Origin of the sequence: Limosilactobacillus pulli, from assembly GCF_947381555.1 — a bacterium.
Classification (GTDB): domain Bacteria; phylum Bacillota; class Bacilli; order Lactobacillales; family Lactobacillaceae; genus Limosilactobacillus; species Limosilactobacillus pulli.
On sequence record NZ_CANCWQ010000001.1, the window covers coordinates 59,234 to 81,319 of the forward strand.

Below are 22,086 nucleotides of genomic sequence, written 5' to 3' on the forward strand. Positions count from 1 at the left end.
CGTCCTATAGTTTAAAATATGCCAAAAATTGATCAAAGCTATCCATTGATCTCCCAGTCAATTTAGCCAGCCGATCTTGATCCTCAATTGCTTGATCAAGGGCTTTTTGCAGCTGTTCTTTGGCACCGTCCAATCCCAAGAGCCCCGGATAGGTATTTTTGTGCTCGGTAGCATCCTTGTGAGTAGCCTTGCCCATCTGCTCTGGCGTGGCCACTACGTCCATGATGTCATCATAGATCTGAAAGGCCAGACCAAACTGCGCGCCAAACGATCCCAAAAGCTCAATAACTGCTGCCGGCTGCTTAGTGATAATACCGCCCGCTTGCACGGCATATTTAAGCAGCGCCCCGGTTTTTTGCCGGTGCAGATACTGCAGCTCCGCCAGCTTCAAATGCTTGCCCTCACCTTCAATATCGCGCGCCTGGCCGGCAACCATGCCACTGGGACCAGCTGCCTTGGCCAAAGCCAGGGTCAACCTTGCCTGCACTTCAATTGGCAATTCGTTATCAGTCAGCCACTGAAAAGCCAGCGTCAACAGGCCATCACCTGCCAGTGTTGCCATGCCTGCACCAAATTTAACATGGTTGGTCGGCTCACCGCGACGCAGATCATCGTTGTCCATAGCGGGCAGATCATCATGAATCAAAGAGTAGGTATGCAAAAGTTCCAAGGCACAAGCAGCCCGTAGCGTACTTTCATCAATCCTACCGCCCAGCATCTCAACCGTTGCCAATGTCAGTGCCGGTCGCAAGCGCTTGCCGCCTGCCGTTACCGAGTAGCACATTGACTTGCTTAAAGTTGGCTGATCAATATCTTGTGGCAATGCTCGATCCAAATAGTCATCGATTTGCGTTTTAAGTTCACTTAGCGTACTGGCCATCTGCTCATCCCTTTCATTAAATTCAGGCTAAAAAAGATCAACGTTGTCGTCTTGGCCATCTTCAAAGCCTTGACCGCTAAATTGCGAGCGATATCCTTGGTGACCAGAGCCATCGTCAGTACGGCTGTCGGTTGGATCTTCGACTTCTTTGCCATCGTCTTTCATTAGATGCGCAACGGTGGCTTCAGCGTTTTGCAGCTGTTTTTGCAGACCATTGGCCAGTTCCATACCGGTTTTGAATTCATTCAGTGATTCTTCCAAAGACAGATTGCCTTGTTGCAGCTCACTTACGATCTGCTGCAGCTGACTCATCTGTTCTTCAAAGCTGGGTTGTTTTGCCATTTTTTACCTCTTATTGATTTTCTTGATTACTGCTTCAGCCGCGCCATCCGCAAAATGCAAGACGACTGACTCATCTTTTTTAAGCTGCCTGGTACTGGCAACGACCTTGTCTTCTTTGGTGACATAACTGTAGCCACGTGCCATAACCTTTAGCGGACTCAGCGAATCCAGCTGGCTCAGCATGCTTTTGAACCGGTCGCTTTCATGCAGCAGGCGACGATCCATGGCATGAATCATTGCCTGCTGCAGCTGGGTAAGCGCCTGTTGATTATGCTGGAGACGATTAGCCGGGGCATTGAGCAAAAGGCCATCCAAGGCTCGCTGCCAATCGTGTCTGGTTTGGGAAAGGCGCCACTGCATAGACTGCTGCAGCTTTTCGGTTAATTGATCAACATGTTGCTGCTCACTCTCGTACAATCGTGCCGGCTGAGCAAAAACATAGCTGCTGGTTAGGACCTGAAGCTGTTGTTTAGCCTGCTGCAATCGATTTTGGATCGTATTGACCAGCTGTGTGCGGGCACTTTGCAGATCAGCCAAAAGATCCATTAAATGCAGCGGCGTAGCCATTTCAGCCGCCAAACCAGGTACCTGGGCCCGATAGTCGGCAGCCAGGTCGCAGATGGTCGTATCGGTTTCATGACCAACCCCAGAAATAACCGGAATTGGACTGGCAGCCACGGCACGAGCGACAATTTCAGAGTTAAAAGGCATCAGATCTTCTTCGGAGCCACCACCACGGGCCACAATCAGCGTGTCAAACGTGCCATTGATCCCAACTCGCTGAATCTGACGGGCCAAGTCCTCAGCCGCGCGCTCACCTTGCACTTGCGTAGGGTAAAAGACGACCTGTACCAACGGATTGTTATTGCGAATCCGCGTGATCATATCGTGCTTGACGGCCCCATCATTGCTGGTAACGATTGCGATTCGCTTAGGAAATGGATTGAGCGGGCGCGGGTCTTGCGCATGGGCAAACGCCCCGCTGGCCTTCAGTTTTTTATAGGTTTCTTGAAAGGCTAACTGGGCAGCGCTGATTCCAACCGGCAGCATTCGATTGACATAAAACTGATACCGGCCGTTTTGTTCATAAACCGTTACCTTCCCGCCTAAAATAACCTCCATCCCATTTTCTGGGGTAAAGTCAACGTTTTTCCAGTCGCTGCTAAACATTACGGCATCAATGACGGCCCGGCGATCTTCAGGAGCCGAGTCGTCTTTGAGCGAAAAGTACTGGTGACGGGCCCTTTTTTTAAAGTTGGTCAGCTTACCAACGATCCAGAGATTTCTCTGCAGATAAGGATCAAAATCAAATTTGCGTTTGATGTAGCGAGTCAGTTGATTAACCGTCAGGCAATCCTTTTTATCCATTAATTTCAGCGCTCCATTCTGCCAGATCAACCGTCTGTTCCATCAAAGAAGCAATCGTCATCGTCCCAACCCCACCTGGAACCGGAGTGATCATACCGGCAACTTCTTTGACCGATTCAAAGTCAACGTCACCGGCAATCGTTCCGTCTTCCAGTCGATTGATACCAACATCGATCACCGTAGCTCCCGGTTTAACGGCATCGGCTTTGATCAGATTTGGTACACCGGCGGCCACAACCAAAATGTCAGCCTCGCGCGTCCGCTTAGCCAGATCCTTGGTACGACGGCCTGTAATGGTGACCGTAGCATCCTCATTGATCAAAAGCGCCTGCAGCGGCCGACTGACCAGCGTGCTGCGGCCAACGATAACAACGTCTTGGCTAGCCAATGGCACATGATAATGGCGCAACATCGTCATGATACCGCGTGGCGTACAGGCAACCGGATAGTTTCCTTGAACGTTGTTGTAAAGCTTGCCGACATTGATTGGATGAAAGCCGTCAACGTCTTTAAGTGGGTCAATCAGATTGACGATCGCCGTATCATCAAGATGATTAGGCAGCGGTTCTTGAACCAGAATGGCATGAATCGATGGATCACTGTTGAGGTGTTCGACTGCCTGCACCAACTCAGCCTGACTGGTTGAAGCCGGCAAGTGTTCACGAACCGATTTCATTCCCATGCTGTGCGCCTTTTTCTCCTTGCTGCGCGTATAAATCTGGCTGGCTGGATCATCACCAACCAAAATCGTGGCAATCCCTGGCGTAATGCCATTTTCTTTCAATTTTTCAATACGTTGCTTGGTATGAGCGTTGACTTCTTTAGCCAATGCTCGGCCGTCAATCAATGTGGCCACGTGCTTCACCCCTTATCAGACTGCATAAAAATTGCATATGTTTATATTTTATCATCATTCGCGCAACAAAAAAAGAAGCTGGGAATTAACTCAGCCTCTTAGCAATTTTATAGATAACCATGCCTGAGCACAGGAATTGGCTGGCCGTTCAAATACTGATAGATCAGCGTTTGATCAACCTAGCCATTTTCGCGCACTCTGTTTAATTAGTTTTGTTCGCTTTCAATGCTGCCCAAGACACCGTTGATAAAGCGGTATGACTTTTCATCACTAAAGTCATGTGCCAGTCTTAAGGCTTCGTTGATCGCAACGGCATTTGGCACCTTGGTATATTCCAGCTCGTATAATGCCAAGCGCAAAATCACCAAATCAGGCCGTGCCAGACGCTCCAAAGTCCAGCCCGGTGCCAGCTTGGATTCGATCTGGGCATCCAGTTCGTCTTGATGGGCCAAAACGCCATCCACCAGCTCTGGCAAGTAGGCTGGCACCTCTTGATCCGGCTCAAGGCCCAGACGTTCGGTGTAGATTGCCTCCCGATCGATTTCAGGATCCGAAGCCAATGCAAAAAGCGTTTGAAAGGCACATTCACGGATCGCGTGACGACTAATTTCCACTATTCTTCACCATCTTTGTTTTCGTGTTCCCCAAAAATATCGTTGGGGTCAACCTGCTGCTCTTCTTTTTCAGTGATAACGCCCTGTACGTGAACGTTGACTTCCTTAACGTCCAGATCAGTCATCAGCGTAACCTGCTGCTTGATTTTGTCTTGGATCTCGGCGGCCACTTTAGGAACCGAAACTCCGTATTCCAAGTAGACGTCGACATCAATCGACAGTTCGTCATCACTGTTGGAAAGCTTAACGCCACGACGATGGTCAGAACGCCCCAGCAATTCACTGACGCTGTTGGCAATTGAGCCATGCATGCGTGAAACGCCTTCAATTTGACCAGCAGCAATCCCTGCAATGATTTCTAAGACCCGTGGCGCGATTTGAATCGTACCCAACGATTGATCTTCGCTGTTTAAGATAATGTTGGAATCTTCTGCCATTTGTCAGCCCTCCAGTTTTTTTCGTCATTAAGACATCTTTTTAATTATGCACTATTCTGCTAAAATTGGCAACCATGCCAGCCTAGCGCATCAGTGCATATTCGGCAATCTTTTTTACATCATGATTGTACCAATCGTGAATAACCAAGTCTAGCCGATCGACTGTGAAGGTGCCAAACTGCAGCTGCTGCATGGACATTAGATCAGCCAACAACGCCGGCGGAGCTTTTAGCGGCGCTTTGAATCTGGCAATCGTCACGTGACCAGAACAAGTTGGATAACGTTCAGCAACTGGCAGCTTATCGGTTAACTGATGGCGCAAATTCTGACGCAGCATGGTCAATTCATCAGAATAATATCCCGTAGCCAAGATGCCAGCTGGACTGGCAATCAATCCCTTGAGCGTCACATCAAATGGCTTTGATTTTGCCATTAAGTTTTGAAGCGCTTTTTGATAGGCAGCCAGGTCATGGGGCGAAATAGAAAAGTCATCATAAGCGCCAATCAGATCCAAAACGGTTAGATGCAGATCTTTTAATGGATAGTAATAAAGATTGGGATTGGCAAGGTGCAGTTTTTGCTGAGCATAGCCAATATTGCGACCGACATGAATCGGCAAGTAGGCAAGCAGCGTCAAGCCCCGCCGATGATCTGGCTGTTCATGATTCAAATAAGGATCGGTAAATTCGTTTTTTAAAATGGCCCGCCTGCCTTTTTGATCGATGGCTTGGTAAAGGCAGCTCAGGTCGTTTGAAGCTGATTCGGTCATCATTACAGCTTAACGATTTCCAATTCAGTTGGGGCCGTGGTCAAAATCTCAACGCCGCCATGCGTTACCAAAATATCGTCTTCAATTCGGACGCCACCAATTTCTGGAATATAGATACCAGGTTCAACGGTAATGACCTGATTGTTTTGCAAAACGACGTCACTGGCATTGGGACCATAGCTGGCTGGCAGCTCGTGGACGCTTAGGCCGATGCCGTGGCCCATGCCATGATTGAACTCATCGCCATAACCGGCGTTTTCGATAATCTGCCGTCCCGCTGCATCCAATTGATCACCATGAATACCAACTTTAGCCGCATCAATCACAGCTTGCCGGGCCTCATTGACGATCTTATAGACGTCCTTTAGTTCCGGATCGATGTCGCCGATCCCAAACGTCCGCGTCATGTCAGCCGTATAGCCTTCCACAAAGTAGCCAAAATCCAGCGTCACGATATCACCGTTTGCAATCACCTTGTCACTGGCCGTAGCATGCGGCATGGCAGCATTGGCACCACTGGCACAAATCGTTGGAAACGAGGCGGCCTGCGCACCGTGTTCTTTCATCCAAAAATCCAAGCGATTGGCTACTTGTCGCTCTGTCATCCCTGGCTCAATAAAATTCAAGACGTATTCATAACCAGCTGACTGTAATTGAGCTACCATGCGGATTTTTTTAATTTCATCGGGATCCTTGACTGCCCGCATGGATTCGATCAGACCATCAAAAGGCACGATATCGGCTTCCATAATTTCGTCTAAGACGTCATAGATCCGATAGTCAATCGTATTTTCAAAGCCAACGACTTCAATTTCCATGCCTTGGCAAATCTGGTTTAAAGCTCCCCAGTAATCGCGCGTGATCATGCCCACGACCTCATCGCTTTCAAATCCTTCCAGCTCGGTAGCATAGCGATCGTCTGTGATCAAAATCGCGGCGTCTTTGGTAATCAAAAGCTCGCCATCACCTTGGGTCAAATCAAATCCCGTCAGGTAAAAAATGTTTGCCTCATTGGTTACCAAAAAAGCATCAATGTATAAAGCGTCAAACCGCTTGCGCAGCCGTTCAATTCGAGAAGCCATGTCTAATCGTTCCTTTCAGTTTTTGCTTGTCATTATTAATCAATTTTGCGGATGCTCGTCAAAAACACCCCGTCTGGTCAGCAGATCTGCAAACGGCCGCACCGAAAGCTCATAAAATTCAGTATCCGAGATTCGTTGGTTACCATCCCAAAACCGGCTGCTCCAAAATTGACCGACGTTAAGCCAGACAAAATTCAAGGCTAATTGTCGATAATCAATATCATCGCGAATTTTTTCGGCTTGCTGCATTTTTTGGAAATAGTCAATAATCATCTCCACGCCATAATTACGGATTTTTTCAATCATCCCCCGCAGCTGCTGTTTTTGTTTAGGATCTTTAGTGGTATTAAACATAACCAGCATCACGTTTTGGCGCGGCCACTGCTGGCGAAAGCGTTTGGAAAACTCAATCAGATCATCTTCAAGCTCCCAAGTTGGCACAAAATCATCCATCAATTCAACAATCAGGCTGCGATACCTTTTGACCAGCTCATTAGCCAACCCCATCTTATCACCAAAGTGGCGGAAAATCGTACTTTCATTGACGCCCGCTTTTTTGGCCAGCTGACTGGTTGTCGTTGCGCTGTAGCCTTGCTCGTTGACCAAAACGGCAAAGGCATCCATAATCTTGTCGTCAGTCGCTGCTTTATCCTTCACGTTTTAGCCCCCTTTTTGTTTTTTATCATTTTAGCACATTATTGCAAGTATTTACTTGCACTTTCTTTTTGAGTATAATGTTTCATTAGATTAAGCTTATGTTAAGTTTAAATTGGCTACCGTAATTATAGAAGGTGAGAAGTATGGTAAAAACAATTTATTATACCGAACCAACTGATGACGTAGTACAAAGCGCTCATCAAGACTTTCAACTGCAAGATGACTTTCGCTGGCTGCGCACTAAGCCGGCTGAGCGCTGCTGGTCATGGATGATTCGTGGTGGCGCCAAGGCATTCGCCTATCTATATACTTATGGCTGGCGCAGAGCCAAGATCGTGGGGCAAGCAAAGCTGCAGCCATATCAAAATCAGGGATATTTTGTTTATGGCAACCATACGCAGCCGGTTAACGACGTCTTTATGCCCTTTTTAATCGGCCAGGCACAGCACTTTTATGCCTTGGCGGCACCGGCCAACTGGGGCATCCCCATAATCGGCCCATTGCTTTCCTATGGTGGGGCCTTGCCAGTGGGCAATTCGCTTCATCAAACCGCACAGCTCTTAAAAGCCGTACAGACCATCAGTCGGCACCAAGGTCACGTCTTTATCTATCCTGAAGCTCACGTCTGGCCCAACTATACTGAGATTCGACCCTTTCCCGATACCAGTTTTCGGTTTCCGATTAAAAATCAGCGGCCAGCATTTGCCATGACGACGACCTATCAAAAGCCGCGCTGGGGAAAAAAGCCACGTCTGACCGTTTTTATCGATGGACCGTTTATTCCCGATCAGAATCTGTCACTAAAAAAACAGCAGTCCTGGCTGCATAATCAAATTCAAGCTGCCATGCTAAGCCGGGCCCGCCTTAGCAATTATGAGGCCATCAAATATATTCAAGAAAGAAGATGAAACCGTGAATATCCTGTTTTGCGGCGATCACCGCGCTGAAGATGGCGTTTTGATCGTTACGCTGTCTTTGCTCCATCATGTTAAAGAACCGCTAAACATTTACGTTCTAACGATGAAGACGGCCACCAAGTCGTTGCAGTATGAGCCTTTCAGCAAAAAAGCCGCCAATCTTTTGACCCAGCAGCTCCAATCGTATAATCCCAAAAATTCACTTCATTTAATCGATTGTACCGAGCTGTTCAACAAATCACAGCCCTTGGCCAACATGAACTCGCGCTTTACGCCTTATTCAATGCTACGACTGTATGTCGATCTGATTCCTAACATGCCGGATCGCCTGCTTTATTTAGACAACGACGTAATCTGCCGTGAATCATTTGATGACTTTTACCATCAAGATCTGACCGGTGTCCAGGTCGTTGGCGTACTGGATCATTATGGGAAATGGTTCTTCCACCATCAAATGCGCATGGCCGATTATATCAACTCAGGCATTTTGCTTTTGAACCTGCCTGAAATCAAGCGTACCAATTTATTCGTCAAAGCACGCCACATGATCACCACCCGCCATATGTTTATGCCCGACCAGGCTGCAATCAATCGACTCTCACATGCCAAAAAGATTGCACCACGACGTTTCAATGATCAGCGCCGACTCCATCACGACACTGTATTTCAACACTTTACCACCAGTTTTCGCTTCTTCCCCTGGTTTCACATTCTGACCGTCAAGCCATGGCAGATCAACAACGTTCACAAAGATCTGCGCTTGCATGAATATGACGGTCTTCTGGAAGAGTATCGTCAACTGAAGTCCGAACTATAAGGAAGGTTAATATGACGCAGCCAATTCCAATTTTTTATACCATCAGCAATGACTTTGCCCCCTATGCGGCTGTAGCGATTCAGTCGCTGCGTGATCATATCTCGCCTGAGCAGCACTATCAGGTTATCATCGTGCATCAGGGACTGACGCCGGTGACGCGGCAAAATCTGCAAAGCCTGGCCAGTGACAATCTTGAGCTTATTTTTTATGAGATCAATGATGAAGCACTCAATGCCATCCAAAATCGCAAAGAAAACTACCTGCGGGCCGACTTTTTTACGCCCAGCATTTTTTACCGCTTATTTTTAGCCGATCTTTTCCCTCAATACGACAAGGCCATCTATGTCGATAGCGATACGGTCTGGAATGGCGATCCAGCCGACATGTTTGCAATTGAGCTTGGCAATAATCTGATTGGTGCGGCACCAGATCATTCCGTTGAGCACGTTGGCCCAATGCAGCTTTACATTAAAGAAGCGGTCGGCGTTCCCGCCAAACAATACCTCAATTCTGGTGTCTTATTGATGAATTTCAGTCAGTTGCGCAAAGATGAATTTACCCGCCACTTTTTAAATCTGCTGCAAAGATACCATGTTGACTGCATTGCCCCCGATCAAGACTACCTAAACGTCATGTGCAATGGTCGCATCACCTATCTGGATGAAAAATGGAATGCCATGCCAAAAGATGAAGAGTTTGCTGATGAACGCGTCAAAGATCCTAAGCTGATTCACTATAACCTGTTTTTCAAACCTTGGCATTTTGATCACGTTATGTATGATGAATACTTCTGGCAAGCGGCTAAAAAAACGCCTTATGCTCAGCAGCTAAAAGACGTCCGAACTGACTATACGATTGCTCAACAGCAGCTGGATCGGCAAAAACTGATGAGCATGCTTAATCATGCCGATGAGCTGCCTGATAATCCCGTAACGTTTAAAAAACTGCAAGAGCAAGGAAAGCAGGTACGGCTGTCATGATTATCGGCGAACATCGCGATCAGGTCATTAAAAACATCGCCGACCATGCGCAAAAAGGACTTTTTAACGAAAAGGTCGAAATCGATGACCCACAGACCTCATCTGAAGAAAGCATGGCGATCGTCAATCAGTTTTGGCAAAATCAAAATCACTGGCGCGCAAGATTCGATAGTTTGATTGCTCGGACCACAATGCGTGGCATCACAGATTGGTTCAATCTCAATACCACGTTCTGTGGATTGGAAAATCTGAAATCGTTAAAGCCCACGCAAGGTGCCGTAATCACCAGCAACCATTTCAATCAGTTGGACAACACTGTCATTCGCAAGCTTGCTCAGAAGAATCATCGTCGGCTGTTCATCGTAATTCAAGAAACCAACTTGAAAATGGATGGTCTGATCGGCTTTTTGATGAATCACCTCGATGTTTTGCCACTGACCAAAAACGTTGGCTATTTGGGTCGTACGCTGCCAAAAAAACTTGAGCAGCAGGTTCAAAAAGGGCACTGGGTTTTGATCTATCCTGAACAGGAAATGTGGTTCAACTATCGCAAGCCGCGGCCCGTCAAGCGTGGTGCCTACTATTACGCTGCCAAGGCCAACGTACCGATCATCTCTTGTTTTACGGAAATCATTGATCAGCCCAAACCAGAAAAAAACAACGATGAATTTTATCAGACTAAGTATCGTCTGCACGTTTTGCCATTGATTTGGCCTGATTCCAAGCTTTCGGTTAATGAAAATGCCAAGATGATGATGGAAAAAGACTACGCCCAGAAAAAAGCCGCTTATGAAGCTGCCTATCAAAAAAAGCTCAGCTATGATTTTGAGCCGCATGATATTGCGGGCTGGCGCGGTTAGGCACGGTTGATCAAAATTCGTTTTGCAATTATTTCACTTGCTTTTTGTAAGAACTCGTGTAGAATAAAGGCATGTTTTAAAGATGCGTTGAAAAAGCAGAAAGGAGAAGTGCATCATGATCAAGTTTGATTTTGCTAAGAACATGACTTGTTGCTGCCTTTTTCTCTCTGCGGAAAAGGCTTGTTTGAGTTTAATCTAAACAGCCCTATCGATCCATTCGATAGCAAAGCCCCGCAGACCTGTCAGTTGGTCAGCGGGGCTTTTTGTATATCGCACTTTGAATCATCGACAAACTCACCGGTGAAAGTCTGATTGTTTAACTATGGCAATCGTTAAGAAAGGAGTACCTGATGTTAGATCAGCATCTAAAAATCGGCATCTTAAATCTGATGCACGATAAAGTTGCTACTCAGCAGCGTTTCACATCAATTTTTAAGGCTCTTGATCCAACGGTTGAACTTACCTTTTTCTATCCTGTTGATCATTATCGCAATCGCGAGGTCCCAGCACTGGTTCAAAACATTTCTGAACCACTGGATCTTAACAAGGCAAGCCAGCTGCAAGGATTCATCATCACGGGTGCCCCAATCGAACAAATGCCATTTGAGCAGGTCGAATATTATGATGAGATCACGCGCCTGATCGATACGCTGGTCGAATTTAACATTCCGCAGCTATACATCTGCTGGGGTGCCATGGCTGCCGCCAACTATTTGTATGGTATTGAAAAGCGGCAATTAACCAAAAAGTACTTCGGCGTTTTTGACAACGAGGTGTTGGTTGAGACTCCCGTATTAAATGGCTTGACCATGCCATTTCCGGCTCCCCACGCCCGCTATGCCGAACTGGATCATAATCAGATTCGGCAATCATCTGAACTGACGATCAACGCTATGTCCGTTGACGACTATCTGCTCGCTTTAAGCGGCAGCGACAATCAAGACTTTCTGTTTGCCCACCTTGAATACGATCGCAGGGCTCTCTTAGCCGAATATCAACGGGAAACGGCTGCCCATCCCGATCGTCACTATGCATTACCCAAGAACTATTTTAAAGACATCAAAACGCTGGCTGATCCCCAATTCAAATGGGAACAGGTTCAGCAGCTGTATTTTAGAAACTGGCTGCAAAAAGCGGCTGACTATTCACAACTCGCATTGATTGCATAAAAAGGAGAATACCTTATGTCAAAAATCTACACTTCAATCGACCAACTGGTTGGCAACACCCCACTGTTAAAGCTTAACCGTATCGTGCCAGAAGACGCGGCTGATGTTTACGTAAAGCTTGAGTTCTTCAACCCAGCCGGCTCCATCAAAGACCGGATTGCCCTGGCCATGATTGAAAAGGCTGAACAAGAAGGCCAGCTTAAGCCTGGCGACACTATTATCGAACCAACCTCAGGCAACACTGGGATTGGGCTGGCCAGCGTAGCAGCCGCCAAGGGCTACCACCTGATTATCGTAATGCCAGAAACGATGAGCGTTGAACGACGCAAGCTGATGCAGGGCTACGGGGCTGAATTGATTCTGACGCCTGGTGCCGAAGGGATGAAAGGCTCAATTGCCAAGGCCCAAGAACTGGTTGACGCTAAAGGCTACTTTATGCCAATGCAGTTTGAAAACCCAGCCAACCCAGCCATCCACGAAGCTACGACCGGCCAAGAAATCATCGATGCTTTCGGCAAGGATAATCTGCCAGATGCCTTCGTTGCCGGTGTTGGTACTGGCGGTACTTTGAGTGGGATTGGTCATGCCTTGAAGCAAGCTGATCCAAGCATCAAAGTCTATGCACTTGAACCAGCTGAATCTCCAGTGCTCAAGGAAGGCAAAGCCGGTAAGCATAAGATCCAAGGTATCAGTGCCGGCTTTATTCCAAAGACGCTGGACCAAGACGTTTATGATGGTATTATCGAAGTTACCAGCGACGATGCTATCAAGACCGCTCAAGAAGTCGGTCATCTGGAAGGCTTTTTGCCGGGTATCTCAGCCGGGGCCAACATCTATGGTGCGATTGAACTGGCTAAGAAGCTTGGCAAGGGCAAGAAAGTCGTAACCGTTGCTCCTGATGGCGGTGACCGCTACTTGTCAACTGAGCTGTTTGACTACTAAAATCTAATCAATCAAAAGAGGCTGGGAATTAACCCAACCTCTTTATTGTTTTCTGGATAATAATGCCTCAGCGCAGTAGCTGGCTGGCAGCTCAAATGCTGATAAATCAGCATTTGACCGACCTAGCCATTCTTGCGGAGTTTTTTCTCAATCTCTTTATTTTGCAGTTGTTGCTAAACGCCTCAAATAACAATCATTTAGTATCCGTTTAGCAGCTTCCTTATTCGATTTTTCCCAACGTTCAACTGTTTTCAATCAGCTCAGCCACCCGATCCTGCAGTTCTGCAACCGTATGACGCCGCGAACGTGCACATTCCTTGGCTGGTCGCCCACAGATCAAGCACGTCCGTTTAGGCAGCCCCAGCTCGGTCCGTGACATTGAAACCGTCTGTCCAGCTTGACGACTCAAAACGTCCAGATCAAACAGTCGATTTGAGGCATCAGCTTCTTCAAATGCGGTCGTCAGCTGCTTAACCTGCTCAGCTGGACCATCAACCAAATAAAAGCGTTCAGGTCCGGTTGATTCGTCCAGCCATTGCTCAACCATTTTAAAATCATACTGAGCCTGCAGCTGCTTTTCAAAAATCGTCAGCTTGGTCACAAAGAAGTTCTTGATCGTCTCGTTATTCTTGATTGGTCCGGGAATATTAAGCTTAGCGGCAATCACGGTCTGGTCAGGATGTGATTTTGTCAATTGATTCTGCAAGGCCACCCGATGATCCCGATTGGTCAAGACTTCGGGAATCTGCTGCGGCGTGCCATTGGCAAACAAATTGTTCATGTTTTCTCCCCCCTTTAGCAAAACGCCAAAAGAAAAGTCCAGTTCGATGACATGCAAGCACATCAGTCGGACTGGACTTTAATTTATTATTCGGCAACTGGGTAAACCGAAACTTTGCGGTTGTTGCGACCCATGCGTTCGAACTTAACAACGCCATCGATCTTAGCAAACAAAGTGTCGTCACCACCGCGGCCCACGTTTTCACCTGGGTGAATGTGAGTACCACGTTGACGGTAGATGATAGAACCGGCCGTTACGACAGAACCGTCAGCAGCCTTAGTTCCCAGACGACGACCAGCAGAGTTACGACCGTTGGCAGTCGAACCGCCCCCTTTGTGGTGGGAGAAGAATTGAAGATCCATAATCATAGTTTTCACCTCCAGCTTAAAATTTGTTTTTAAGACATTTTAATGACAATATTTTCTGCATACTGTTCTTGAATATCAAGCATCGCTTCCAAGAACGTCTGCATTAAAATCTGGGAATCGTGTCCCGGATCAATTGAGCTGACTTTAAGCAAACCGCCGTTAGCATGGTCGGCCGTAATCGTGGCAGACCGCCTGACGACTCTTTCCAATCCATTGACCGTAGCGATTGCCAAAGCAGAAACCGCAGCACAGACAATGTCTTGACCATAATCGCCATGATCGGCATGCCCAGTCATCTCAAACGAAGCTATTCCATGATCCTGATTGGTATGAAAAACCGCGCGAATCATTGAATCACCCCATTAAGCGTTGATCGTGTCAATCGTAACCTTAGTGTATGGTTGACGGTGACCCTTCTTGGTGTGGGTGTGCTTCTTTGGCTTGTACTTAAAGGTAACAACCTTCTTTTCCTTGCCTTGCTTGTCAACAGTACCTTCAACAGAAGCACCGTCAACAAATGGCGTGCCGACCTTAACGTCGTCGCCGCCTACGAAGATAACCTTGTCAAAAGTTACCTTGTCGCCTTCTTTTGCGTCCAGCTTTTCAACGTAGATAGCTTGACCTGCTTCTACCTTGTATTGCTTGCCGCCAGTAACGATAATTGCGTACATCAGTTTGTGCACCTCCTTAATTTCTAAGACTCGCCGGCCGAGCAGCCGAAGCTTTTAAAACTCGGTTGCGTGCGGTTGTAGTTGTTGGTTCACAAATACAACGTTCATATGGTATCAAAATCTCGGCCGATCGTCAACATTAAACACAGATTTAGATAAAATTTTCCGTACTGATCTTGATAGGTAAATTCTAGATACTAGATTCGTTCGCTGCAATGGACCTAATTACTTCCAAAAGTCAGCGCGGTGTGCAAAATCTTGATGCTTAGAAAAATAAAAATCCCCGCCCCATTAAAGCGAGAATTTAACTATCAAACTTATTAGATTTCTAGTGCTGATTTAACCTTGCTATCAAAAAACGAGGTTAACAGCATTCCCTCACCGCTAAATTGCTGCAGCATCTTAACCATGCTCTGCGTCATATAGCGTGGCGTGTAGATCATGCCATCTTGCAGCCAGCTTTTGATGACGCCCAAAACAGCGGATGCCAAAAACGATACCTGCATTTTGATTGGAACGTCAAAATCATCAAACTCAGTACCAAGCTGTTTAGCATACTTGGTCATTTCCTGGCAAAGTCGATCATAAAGCTGACCATAGAAGAAATCATTGCGTTCGTTGTTCAACAATACATCAAAGACCTCGGCACTGTTTTCAATGCATTGAAAGGCCTCATTTAATGAAAGAACCTGAATTGAGGCACCAGACGTGGAAATCTGGCGCTCAACCATAATCTTTGCGAATAAGTCATCTAAAATCTCGTTCATAGCTGACTTGATAAAATCGCGCTTATCCTTATAATGTAGATAAAATGTGCCTCGAGTAATGTTCGCCGTTTCAGTAATCTTTTGGACGCTGATGTTTTCAAGCTTCTCATGCTTCATCAGATAAACAAGTGCCTTGCGGAGACTACTGCGGGTCTTGACTACACGAGGATCAACCTTGCTGCCCGTCATTGGCACTACGCCTCCATTCTAAAAAAAGCTCTTTAGGTTAAACATGTAGCTGATCTACAAACTTGTTCTACCGTTAGATTAAAACGATGTAAGCGCTTTGTCAATAAATTACACCTACTTCAACAGAAAAGGTTTGGCAATGGTCTAACCAACTGTCTTATTGACATTTTCGTGGAATATAATATACTTGATTAGGTCTGGGGCAATAGCTCAACTGGATAGAGCATTGGTCTTCTAAACCAAAGGTTGTGGGTTCGATTCCCACTTGCCCCATTTTGGAAACGCGGAAAGCACAGATATCAAGGTATTCTCAATCACCCAGGTGTCCTACTGGTGTCCCAGAGGCATTAATAAGGGGGTTTTAAGGTTAGAGATGCCTTTTTTAAAAAGTTCTGGTTGATTTTATTAGAATTTAATGCTCAAAATACTGTTATATCAGTACTTCTAACTAATTTTTCGTCTAGCACTGATATAACCTATCAATTTGTATCTATAATTTTTTGTTACCTTTTTTGAAATTTACACGCACGGCTAGACGGTATTGATTGTATGTTTTGTATAAGCTTGGAAAGATAAATATGTAGATCATTAGTTCAGCATTTTTCCTAAAATGTTTAAGAAAGTATTAAGAATTAAATTTATGTTACAGAACTATTGCATTTTTTAATAAAAGTAACAATAATGAAATATATAGACAATGCTTTTGACGGGATTACAAAACATTGCCGCTCTTTATCATTTCGTTGATTCTTTCTTTATCTGTAGTTGGTCAAATCTTTGGCAATTTAAAATCCCCGCTGCTAGGTCAATATTCTAATGGCACAAAGCATCGCCTTTCCTTATCAACAAAAACGGCATCCGTCTCCATGGCGGATGTCGTTTTTTAGTCATAAAAAAGCCCTCCCAGAGCACTTAGCGACTAGCAGGGCTAATATATTTAATAGTTGTCTTCTTGGCGCTGGATGTTGATTTTCAGCTTTTCTTCATAGGCATCCATGATCTCGTCTTCAGTAAAGCCAAAATCAACCAGTCCCATCTTCAAAAACAGGTGCCAGGCATGGCGAAAATCTTCTTGACGGTGATTGAAATAACTGCCATACAAGAAGTTTTTGATGGCCAGATATTCCTTATTCCAGTCTGGGACTTTTTCAGCAGGCTTGCCATTTTTAATGCGCGCAAGCATCTGCTCATCCAAAACAATCAGATGCGTCCATTGATTTTTGGCACTGAAGAGTAAAAAGAAGTTCAGCGCGTCCACGTATTCTTCCAGAACGGTCTGATGATGCGTCCGGCCAGGCAATTTTTTGCCAAGGTGCTCTTTCCAGACTTTAAACCATTCTGCAGCGTTGGCAATCTCGGCCAGCTCAACGTCCAATGCAGTAAAGACGTTTTGCACGCGAGCTTCGGCACCAAGTTGAATATCATGATCCTCATCCAATTGCCAGTCAAATTCAATTGACTCATGCAGCAACTTAGTAATATCTAACAAACTAATCTTCCTTTTCTACTTCCGTTTGATTTTCTAAATTTTCAGCCGTCTGTTCTGCTGATTGAGCCGGTTGATCCGGCGTCGTCATGGTCAGCGTCTCATCAACATGATCCTGATCGGCATTGTTGGCAAAGATCATCGCATCCGTTCTAACGGCTAAGAACTCACGGTTGTCCAAGTACCATTCCCGTACCAGCGGATAATGCAATAAGACGTCAAAGAACGAGACGCGCTCTTCTTTGTCCAGAACCCGGAAGCTCCATTCCTGAGCATAGTCGTCTGGATCAAACGCCAGCTGCAGTCGTACGTTTTGATCCAGTCGCAGCTCGGCACCATTGTTTTGTGGCAGGTTCAGCAGCATGTAGTCGGTATCCGTGGTTTTGACAAACAGCCGGTCGATAATCGTCAATGGCAGATCTGGTTTTTGCAGGCGGAAACGGGCACCGTTGCCAGTTTCCAAAATTCCCAGATCAATGACGAAATTAAGCTGCTTTTCCAACAGCAAGGCAAACTTAATCATTGGCGAAACAACGGCCTGCAGATCCAGATCACTGAACTTTTGGGTCTGGCGAACGATGAAAAAGTCAACCAGCGCCCGGTTGCTGAACTTGAGAATCTGATGCTTGAGGTTCAGATAAAACAGCGGCTCATGATGATGCTGCTCGGCAAAGAAGGCCCCACCGTTATGCGGATCGATTTCAAACGTAAAGCGCTCTTGATCCTCCATTGGCGAAATCTTAGCCAATAACTGGTGGTGAATCTCATTTTCTTCGATTTCCAGACTGTTTTCGCCATTCAATTCCAGCATGCTTGCCATTAGCAGTAGATAGTAGTCAGCCAGCTGATAATGCTGTGGAAACTTGACAAAAGCGTTTTCCAGGCTGAGTCCTTCCAGCTTTTCAGTAGCATCAAGCAGTTCAGCCGGATCCTTGGTTTCAGTCAGCTGATTGAGTAAAGCAACGTAGCGCTGACCGATTTCAAGGCCTTGGGTAATCGAGTCGCTGAGTGAATGAACGCGATCGGCTGCCGTTGAGATCATTTGATTACTGCTCATCTGCGCTCACCCCCGCTTTTTTGCCGCCTAGGCTGTTAAGATAGCTGGCATACAGATTTCGGTTGGCCAATTCGAAGTCCTCAAACGTGCCAAACGTATCAATGATGCTCTTTTGCTCGTAGCTTAGAATCGTATTTTCTTTTGAAAGATCCAGTACGACACGTTCATTTTCTTTGATCGTGTCCGCAGCCGTACGGGATTCTTGTTCCTCATCTTCCAGCTTGCTGATCTGTTCAACGATTACCTGACGTGCTTCACGATTCTTGTTGGACTCAAACAGACCGCTGCGTGAGCTGGCATCTTTGAGCTGCTCTTGTAAGGCTGCCCGCTTTTGTTCACGTTCCAGACGACTGTCAATCAGTTTTTGCAGACGATCGTTTTCACTCGAGATCTGTTCAATGCGATCACTGTTGTAGCGCTTGTTTTGCTTGCTTAGTTCAAAGGTGCGCGCCAGTTTTTGGTATTCTTCTTGATCAAAGGCAAAGCGGATATTTAAGACGTCCAGTTCACCAAAGCGCCGCCGATCCCACCAGTTCCCAAAGTAGATGCGGTAGTGACCTGTTTGGTATTCTTCATAGTAAAAGAATGGGTATGCCTTGCCCAAATATTGAATCAGGTTGGCACTCAAAAAGTTGCTCAACTGGTCAGCCAGATCATCGACCAGGTTCATAACGCCCTGCTCGTTTGGCTGCTGTTCGCGATGCTCAATTTCCGCAGCATAGCGCTGATTGTCCAGCAATTGATATACCTTGCAGTCATCATGATGTTCGACCGCGGTTTCCAATTCTTGTAGATACTTGATCTTGGCCGCAATCTGCTTGTTGATTGCTTGGCTGATATCAAGCGCACCATTTGTCTGTTCAACACTTGCCATAGCTTTGACTCCTTAATTTAATACTGCTTTAATCTTAGCGGATTTTTGACAACTTTTAAAGCGATTAATCCAGGTAGTTGTAAAATCTTTACCATTTGCGATAACGGTTGCAAATTCTTAAAGAATGACTATAATAGAATTGTTCGAGTATTACACATATGTGGACTACTTGAATGTCAAGAAAAGAGGCGAAACTATTATGGCACGTAAATTGAATAAGCAAGAACGAAAAGAAATGGCCCGCAAGGCTATGGAAAAGCGTGACAACAAAAAGCCTAATGGTTCAGGCTTCGCTAAGCTGGATGCAGATGCTAAAAAGCTGAGTGAATAGTTTTAGTCACGATTTTGATTTGAAAAAACGCAGCGTCACTTGCAACGCTGCGTTTTTTTCGTCTCTAAAATAAAAAGACCTGCAGCTTGGCAGGCCTCTTTGGCAAAACACAAATTAGTATTGGAGCATATACTTGTCACGTTCCCAGTCAGAAACGTGTTGACGGTAACCATCATATTCACGCGTCTTGGCCTCAAAGAAGTTCTTGTAGAGGTGTTCGCCCATTGATGCACGAACTACGTCATCGGCACGCAGACTCTTCAAAGCGTTGTGCAGGTTGGATGGCAGATCTTCAATGCCCTTGGCTTCACGTTCTTCTGGCGTCATCGTGTAGATGTTTTCCGTAACTTCCTTCATTGGCGTCAAGTTATTGCGCAGACCGTCCAGACCGGCTTCCAAAATAGCGGCAATTGCCAGGTATGGGTTAGCCGTGCAGTCAACGGAGCGCATTTCAACCCGCGTACCCATCTTACGATCATCTGGGATCCGGATCAATGGTGAACGGTTGGATCCAGACCAGGCAACGTAAACTGGGGCTTCATAGCCAGGTACCAGACGCTTGTAAGAGTTGACGGTTGGGTTGCAGATAGCCGTCAAGGCGCGAGCATGCTTCAGAATCCCAGCCAGGAAGTGGTAAGCCGTGGCGGACAATTGCAGGTCGCCCTTTTCATCGTAGAAGGCGTTGTTGCCATCTTTGTCAAACAGCGACATGTTGGTGTGCATACCTGAACCGTTGATGCCAGACAATGGCTTTGGCATAAACGTGGCGTGCAGCCCATGTTTTTTGGCAACTGACTTAACAACAAACTTGAACGTTTGAATATTGTCGGCTGCTTCCAAAGCATTAGCGTACTTAAAGTCGACTTCGTGTTGGCCAGGAGCAACTTCATGGTGAGCAGCTTCAACATCAAAGCCCATTTTTTCCAGTGCCAAAACGATGTCGCGACGGCAGTTTTCGCCGGCATCGGCAGGTTCCATGTCAAAGTAGTTTTCGTTATCGTTTACTTCAGTCGTTGGGTTGCCCTTTTCGTCAGTCTTGAACAAAAAGAATTCTGGTTCCGGACCAATGTTGAATGAAGTGAAACCAGCTTTCTTCATGTCGTCTAAAACCCGCATCAGGTTGTTGCGAGGGTCACCAGCAAATGGCGTGCCATCAGTCATGTGCACGCTGCAGATCACGCGGGCAACCTTACCGTGTTCCTCACCCCAAGGAAAGACCAGCCAAGTTGACATGTCTGGGTAGAGGTACATGTCACTTTCGTTGATGCGGACAAAGCCGTCGATTGAAGAGCCATCAAACATCATCTTGTTGTTCATCAGCTTGTCTAATTGGCTGACGGGCAGGTCAACGCACTTCGTCGTACCAAACAGATCAGAGAACATTACCCGCAGAAAATGAACGTTTTCCTTTTCAACTAATTCATGAACTTCTTCTTTAGTGAATACGTGTTTTGCCATTTTATTCCATTCCTTCCACACTTACGATTTCACAACTAGTCTCAGATGGCTAGACCAATTATTGAATTGGTCTTGGTTAATGCTTATATTCAGCCTTCCCTCTGATTACTTTAATAGCCTACCAATTGGAAGGAAATAAGTCAATTTTTGATAGGGCTTTCATGATCGATCACGTTGATTAATTAGTTTGACTAACGTTTAACTTTAATTTTTTAACCACTCTTTAACGTCAGCTTCAATTTCATTAGTCGTATTCCGACCGCTAACCAAATCATACCATTGAACGTTCATCTTATTTCTAAACCAGGTTAACTGACGCTTGGCATAGTGACGGGAATCCTGCTTGATCTTGGCAATTGCATCCGCCAGCGTCGTCTCACCCTTAAAGTACGGAAACAGCTCTCGGTAGCCGATTCCCTTGCCAGACTGGTAATTTTCACCGCCTTGTTCATACAGCCAGCGCGCCTCATCAAGCAGACCTTCTTTAATCATCAAATCAACCCGTTGATTGATGCGTTCATATAAAACCGAACGTTCGGTAGTCAAACCGATCAGCAAAAATTCATTGTCGCTTTTGGTCTGCGTCTGCTGCGAAAACAGTTGGCCCGTTTTTTCAATAACCTCTAGTGCCCGAATTACACGTCTTAAATTACCCACCGGGATCTGTTTGGCAGCCTGAGGATCTTTTTGGTACAGCTGCTTCCAAACGGCTTCAGGGCCCTTTTGATCGACCATTTGATGCCAGTAGTCGCGAATCCGTTGCGATTGTTCATCGAAATGATCAGCACCCAGCGCCAGATTTTCAGTCAGTGTCTGCAGATAAAAGCCGGTCCCACCAACGACCATGGGCAGATGCTGACGAGCGGCAATCTGATCAATTTGTTCATTAGCCAGTTTTTGGAATTCTGCCGCCGAAAAGCGCTGGTTAAGATCGCGAATATCAATCAAGTGATGCGGTATGCCATCCATTTCAGCAGGCGTGATCTTAGCCGTACCAATGTCTAAGTGACGATAAATCTGCATCGAGTCGCCTGAGATCACCTCGCCGTTTAAATCATGGGCCAGCTGAATCGACAGTGCCGTCTTGCCGACAGCAGTTGGGCCAACGATGGCTATTGCTTTAGTCAAAATTAAAACCTTCCTTGCTTAAAATTACTGGTAAATCTATTCAAAATCAGTCATAATAAAGCCAAATGACATAAAGGGGGCTACTCTTTTGAAAAAATTTACACGTGGTTTTGTATTGGGTGCCTTAACGACTCTGGGTGCGGTGGCAAGTGGCGTGGCTGCTTTCCACAAGACCGTCGTTAAGCCAATCGAAGAAGAAGAAAATCGTTTTGATGAGAACCGTCGCGCCGCTACACGCAAGGGACGCTCTTCTCACCAACTGTAATCCATTACGATTATAAAAAGA

Annotated in this window: 27 protein-coding genes, 1 tRNA gene and 1 other annotated feature; of the genes, 9 read left to right on the top strand and 19 right to left on the bottom strand. The window is 46.1% G+C overall.

Annotated elements, in window-relative coordinates; all coding sequences use genetic code 11:
• Window positions 1–4 precede the first annotated feature (4 nt).
• From QOS03_RS00295 to QOS03_RS00335, 9 genes are all read right to left on the bottom strand, one after another.
• The gene (locus tag QOS03_RS00295) at window positions 5–880 is read right to left on the bottom strand and encodes a polyprenyl synthetase family protein (protein ID WP_283574960.1); all 876 of its coding nucleotides are present in this window, start codon (window positions 878–880) and stop codon (window positions 5–7) included.
• A 27-nt stretch (window positions 881–907) separates the two neighbouring features.
• Window positions 908–1,222 carry an exodeoxyribonuclease VII small subunit gene (locus tag QOS03_RS00300; RefSeq protein ID WP_283574961.1) on the bottom strand — a complete coding sequence of 105 codons (315 nt, stop codon included), beginning with the start codon at window positions 1,220–1,222 and terminating at the stop codon, window positions 908–910.
• 3 nt (window positions 1,223–1,225) lie between these two features.
• The gene (gene xseA, locus QOS03_RS00305) at window positions 1,226–2,590 is read right to left on the bottom strand and encodes an exodeoxyribonuclease VII large subunit (RefSeq protein ID WP_283574962.1); all 1,365 of its coding nucleotides are present in this window, start codon (window positions 2,588–2,590) and stop codon (window positions 1,226–1,228) included.
• Complete coding sequence (locus QOS03_RS00310; protein WP_283574963.1) at window positions 2,583–3,446, bottom strand: bifunctional 5,10-methylenetetrahydrofolate dehydrogenase/5,10-methenyltetrahydrofolate cyclohydrolase; 864 nt, start codon at window positions 3,444–3,446, stop codon at window positions 2,583–2,585. The genes xseA and QOS03_RS00310 overlap by 8 nt, the downstream gene beginning before the upstream one ends.
• Before the next feature lie 206 nt (window positions 3,447–3,652).
• Entirely contained in the window at window positions 3,653–4,060 is a 408-nt protein-coding gene (nusB, locus tag QOS03_RS00315; protein WP_169461867.1) for a transcription antitermination factor NusB, read from the bottom strand.
• Window positions 4,060–4,497 (bottom strand): Asp23/Gls24 family envelope stress response protein, encoded by a 438-nt coding sequence (locus QOS03_RS00320; protein ID WP_169461868.1) that lies wholly within the window; start codon window positions 4,495–4,497, stop codon window positions 4,060–4,062. The genes nusB and QOS03_RS00320 overlap by 1 nt, the downstream gene beginning before the upstream one ends.
• Window positions 4,498–4,579: 82 nt before the next feature.
• Window positions 4,580–5,269 (bottom strand): 2'-5' RNA ligase family protein, encoded by a 690-nt coding sequence (locus QOS03_RS00325; protein WP_283574964.1) that lies wholly within the window; start codon window positions 5,267–5,269, stop codon window positions 4,580–4,582.
• Window positions 5,269–6,348 carry a M24 family metallopeptidase gene (locus QOS03_RS00330; RefSeq protein WP_283574965.1) on the bottom strand — a complete coding sequence of 360 codons (1,080 nt, stop codon included), beginning with the start codon at window positions 6,346–6,348 and terminating at the stop codon, window positions 5,269–5,271. Before QOS03_RS00330 ends, QOS03_RS00325 begins: the two co-directional genes overlap by 1 nt.
• Before the next feature lie 39 nt (window positions 6,349–6,387).
• Complete coding sequence (locus QOS03_RS00335) at window positions 6,388–7,005, bottom strand: TetR/AcrR family transcriptional regulator (RefSeq protein WP_056968035.1); 618 nt, start codon at window positions 7,003–7,005, stop codon at window positions 6,388–6,390.
• Window positions 7,006–7,148: 143 nt separating this feature from the next.
• Between QOS03_RS00335 and QOS03_RS00340 the strand changes: the two genes are divergently transcribed.
• The 6 genes from QOS03_RS00340 to cysK all read left to right on the top strand — a co-directional run bounded on the left by QOS03_RS00340 (window position 7,149) and on the right by cysK (window position 12,690).
• Entirely contained in the window at window positions 7,149–7,913 is a 765-nt protein-coding gene (locus tag QOS03_RS00340) for a lysophospholipid acyltransferase family protein (protein WP_283574966.1), read from the top strand.
• Entirely contained in the window at window positions 7,879–8,739 is an 861-nt protein-coding gene (locus QOS03_RS00345; RefSeq protein WP_283574967.1) for a glycosyltransferase, read from the top strand. Before QOS03_RS00340 ends, QOS03_RS00345 begins: the two co-directional genes overlap by 35 nt.
• A gap of 11 nt (window positions 8,740–8,750) precedes the next feature.
• Window positions 8,751–9,719 carry a glycosyltransferase family 8 protein gene (locus tag QOS03_RS00350; protein WP_283574968.1) on the top strand — a complete coding sequence of 323 codons (969 nt, stop codon included), beginning with the start codon at window positions 8,751–8,753 and terminating at the stop codon, window positions 9,717–9,719.
• A complete protein-coding gene (locus QOS03_RS00355) occupies window positions 9,716–10,579 on the top strand; it encodes a lysophospholipid acyltransferase family protein (RefSeq protein WP_283574969.1) in 864 nt (287 codons plus the stop codon). Before QOS03_RS00350 ends, QOS03_RS00355 begins: the two co-directional genes overlap by 4 nt.
• A 350-nt stretch (window positions 10,580–10,929) precedes the next feature.
• The gene (locus QOS03_RS00360; RefSeq protein WP_283574970.1) at window positions 10,930–11,748 is read left to right on the top strand and encodes a homoserine O-acetyltransferase/O-succinyltransferase family protein; all 819 of its coding nucleotides are present in this window, start codon (window positions 10,930–10,932) and stop codon (window positions 11,746–11,748) included.
• Between the two features lie 15 nt (window positions 11,749–11,763).
• Complete coding sequence (gene cysK / locus QOS03_RS00365; protein WP_283574971.1) at window positions 11,764–12,690, top strand: cysteine synthase A; 927 nt, start codon at window positions 11,764–11,766, stop codon at window positions 12,688–12,690.
• 241 nt (window positions 12,691–12,931) lie between these two features.
• Here the strand turns inward: cysK and citX are convergent, their stop codons facing one another.
• From citX to QOS03_RS00390, 5 genes are all read right to left on the bottom strand, one after another.
• Window positions 12,932–13,471, bottom strand: a complete 540-nt coding sequence (gene citX / locus QOS03_RS00370) for a citrate lyase holo-[acyl-carrier protein] synthase (protein ID WP_283574972.1) — start codon at window positions 13,469–13,471, stop codon at window positions 12,932–12,934.
• An 86-nt stretch (window positions 13,472–13,557) separates the two neighbouring features.
• Window positions 13,558–13,839, bottom strand: coding sequence for a 50S ribosomal protein L27 (gene rpmA / locus QOS03_RS00375; RefSeq protein WP_283574973.1), 282 nt, complete (start codon window positions 13,837–13,839; stop codon window positions 13,558–13,560).
• Between the two features lie 29 nt (window positions 13,840–13,868).
• The gene (locus tag QOS03_RS00380; protein WP_283574974.1) at window positions 13,869–14,189 is read right to left on the bottom strand and encodes a ribosomal-processing cysteine protease Prp; all 321 of its coding nucleotides are present in this window, start codon (window positions 14,187–14,189) and stop codon (window positions 13,869–13,871) included.
• A gap of 12 nt (window positions 14,190–14,201) precedes the next feature.
• On the bottom strand, window positions 14,202–14,510 hold the full coding sequence (rplU, locus tag QOS03_RS00385; protein WP_056968018.1) for a 50S ribosomal protein L21: 309 nt from the start codon (window positions 14,508–14,510) through the stop codon (window positions 14,202–14,204).
• Window positions 14,511–14,526: 16 nt separating this feature from the next.
• Window positions 14,527–14,597: a sequence feature (ribosomal protein L21 leader region), on the bottom strand.
• 233 nt (window positions 14,598–14,830) lie between these two features.
• Window positions 14,831–15,466: a TetR/AcrR family transcriptional regulator gene (locus QOS03_RS00390; RefSeq protein ID WP_283574975.1), complete on the bottom strand. Its 636-nt coding sequence runs from the start codon at window positions 15,464–15,466 to the stop codon at window positions 14,831–14,833.
• Between the two features lie 199 nt (window positions 15,467–15,665).
• On the opposite strand from QOS03_RS00390, the gene QOS03_RS00395 reads away from it, so the two are divergent.
• Window positions 15,666–15,739 (top strand) — tRNA-Arg (locus QOS03_RS00395).
• 664 nt (window positions 15,740–16,403) lie between these two features.
• Here the strand turns inward: QOS03_RS00395 and QOS03_RS00400 are convergent.
• The 3 genes from QOS03_RS00400 to QOS03_RS00410 are packed head-to-tail and all read right to left on the bottom strand — an operon-like array spanning window position 16,404 to window position 18,883.
• Window positions 16,404–16,955, bottom strand: a complete 552-nt coding sequence (locus tag QOS03_RS00400; protein ID WP_283574976.1) for a dUTP diphosphatase — start codon at window positions 16,953–16,955, stop codon at window positions 16,404–16,406.
• A 1-nt stretch (window position 16,956) separates the two neighbouring features.
• Window positions 16,957–18,009, bottom strand: coding sequence for a hypothetical protein (locus QOS03_RS00405; RefSeq protein ID WP_283574977.1), 1,053 nt, complete (start codon window positions 18,007–18,009; stop codon window positions 16,957–16,959).
• Window positions 17,999–18,883, bottom strand: coding sequence for an exonuclease SbcC (locus QOS03_RS00410; RefSeq protein ID WP_283574978.1), 885 nt, complete (start codon window positions 18,881–18,883; stop codon window positions 17,999–18,001). The genes QOS03_RS00405 and QOS03_RS00410 overlap by 11 nt, the downstream gene beginning before the upstream one ends.
• Window positions 18,884–19,082: 199 nt before the next feature.
• Between QOS03_RS00410 and QOS03_RS00415 the strand changes: the two genes are divergently transcribed.
• Window positions 19,083–19,214: a hypothetical protein gene (locus QOS03_RS00415; RefSeq protein ID WP_283574979.1), complete on the top strand. Its 132-nt coding sequence runs from the start codon at window positions 19,083–19,085 to the stop codon at window positions 19,212–19,214.
• Between the two features lie 114 nt (window positions 19,215–19,328).
• Here QOS03_RS00415 and glnA read toward each other — a convergent pair whose 3' ends face one another.
• Together glnA and miaA are read right to left on the bottom strand one after the other, a co-directional pair.
• A complete protein-coding gene (gene glnA / locus QOS03_RS00420) occupies window positions 19,329–20,672 on the bottom strand; it encodes a type I glutamate--ammonia ligase (RefSeq protein ID WP_283574980.1) in 1,344 nt (447 codons plus the stop codon).
• A 204-nt stretch (window positions 20,673–20,876) separates the two neighbouring features.
• Window positions 20,877–21,800 (bottom strand): tRNA (adenosine(37)-N6)-dimethylallyltransferase MiaA, encoded by a 924-nt coding sequence (gene miaA, locus QOS03_RS00425; RefSeq protein WP_283574981.1) that lies wholly within the window; start codon window positions 21,798–21,800, stop codon window positions 20,877–20,879.
• Window positions 21,801–21,888: 88 nt separating this feature from the next.
• Here miaA and QOS03_RS00430 point away from each other — a divergent pair, with 88 nt between their 5' ends.
• Window positions 21,889–22,065: a DUF3042 family protein gene (locus tag QOS03_RS00430; RefSeq protein ID WP_081036732.1), complete on the top strand. Its 177-nt coding sequence runs from the start codon at window positions 21,889–21,891 to the stop codon at window positions 22,063–22,065.
• The last annotated feature ends 21 nt before the right edge of the window (window positions 22,066–22,086 follow it).

Bases quoted from the DNA above. Each gene is read 5' to 3' on its own strand.
- QOS03_RS00295 (WP_283574960.1), bottom strand. From the start codon at position 880: ATGGCCAGTACGCTAAGTGAACTTAAAACGCAAATCGATGACTATTTG.
- QOS03_RS00300 (WP_283574961.1), bottom strand. From the start codon at position 1,222: ATGGCAAAACAACCCAGCTTTGAAGAACAGATGAGTCAGCTGCAGCAG.
- xseA (WP_283574962.1), bottom strand. From the start codon at position 2,590: ATGGATAAAAAGGATTGCCTGACGGTTAATCAACTGACTCGCTACATC.
- QOS03_RS00320 (WP_169461868.1), bottom strand. From the start codon at position 4,497: ATGGCAGAAGATTCCAACATTATCTTAAACAGCGAAGATCAATCGTTG.
- QOS03_RS00325 (WP_283574964.1), bottom strand. From the start codon at position 5,269: ATGATGACCGAATCAGCTTCAAACGACCTGAGCTGCCTTTACCAAGCC.
- QOS03_RS00330 (WP_283574965.1), bottom strand. From the start codon at position 6,348: ATGGCTTCTCGAATTGAACGGCTGCGCAAGCGGTTTGACGCTTTATAC.
- QOS03_RS00340 (WP_283574966.1), top strand. From the start codon at position 7,149: ATGGTAAAAACAATTTATTATACCGAACCAACTGATGACGTAGTACAA.
- QOS03_RS00345 (WP_283574967.1), top strand. From the start codon at position 7,879: ATGAGGCCATCAAATATATTCAAGAAAGAAGATGAAACCGTGAATATC.
- QOS03_RS00350 (WP_283574968.1), top strand. From the start codon at position 8,751: ATGACGCAGCCAATTCCAATTTTTTATACCATCAGCAATGACTTTGCC.
- QOS03_RS00355 (WP_283574969.1), top strand. From the start codon at position 9,716: ATGATTATCGGCGAACATCGCGATCAGGTCATTAAAAACATCGCCGAC.
- QOS03_RS00360 (WP_283574970.1), top strand. From the start codon at position 10,930: ATGTTAGATCAGCATCTAAAAATCGGCATCTTAAATCTGATGCACGAT.
- cysK (WP_283574971.1), top strand. From the start codon at position 11,764: ATGTCAAAAATCTACACTTCAATCGACCAACTGGTTGGCAACACCCCA.
- citX (WP_283574972.1), bottom strand. From the start codon at position 13,471: ATGAACAATTTGTTTGCCAATGGCACGCCGCAGCAGATTCCCGAAGTC.
- rpmA (WP_283574973.1), bottom strand. From the start codon at position 13,839: ATGATTATGGATCTTCAATTCTTCTCCCACCACAAAGGGGGCGGTTCG.
- QOS03_RS00380 (WP_283574974.1), bottom strand. From the start codon at position 14,189: ATGATTCGCGCGGTTTTTCATACCAATCAGGATCATGGAATAGCTTCG.
- rplU (WP_056968018.1), bottom strand. From the start codon at position 14,510: ATGTACGCAATTATCGTTACTGGCGGCAAGCAATACAAGGTAGAAGCA.
- QOS03_RS00390 (WP_283574975.1), bottom strand. From the start codon at position 15,466: ATGACGGGCAGCAAGGTTGATCCTCGTGTAGTCAAGACCCGCAGTAGT.
- QOS03_RS00405 (WP_283574977.1), bottom strand. From the start codon at position 18,009: ATGAGCAGTAATCAAATGATCTCAACGGCAGCCGATCGCGTTCATTCA.
- QOS03_RS00410 (WP_283574978.1), bottom strand. From the start codon at position 18,883: ATGGCAAGTGTTGAACAGACAAATGGTGCGCTTGATATCAGCCAAGCA.
- QOS03_RS00415 (WP_283574979.1), top strand. From the start codon at position 19,083: ATGGCACGTAAATTGAATAAGCAAGAACGAAAAGAAATGGCCCGCAAG.
- glnA (WP_283574980.1), bottom strand. From the start codon at position 20,672: ATGGCAAAACACGTATTCACTAAAGAAGAAGTTCATGAATTAGTTGAA.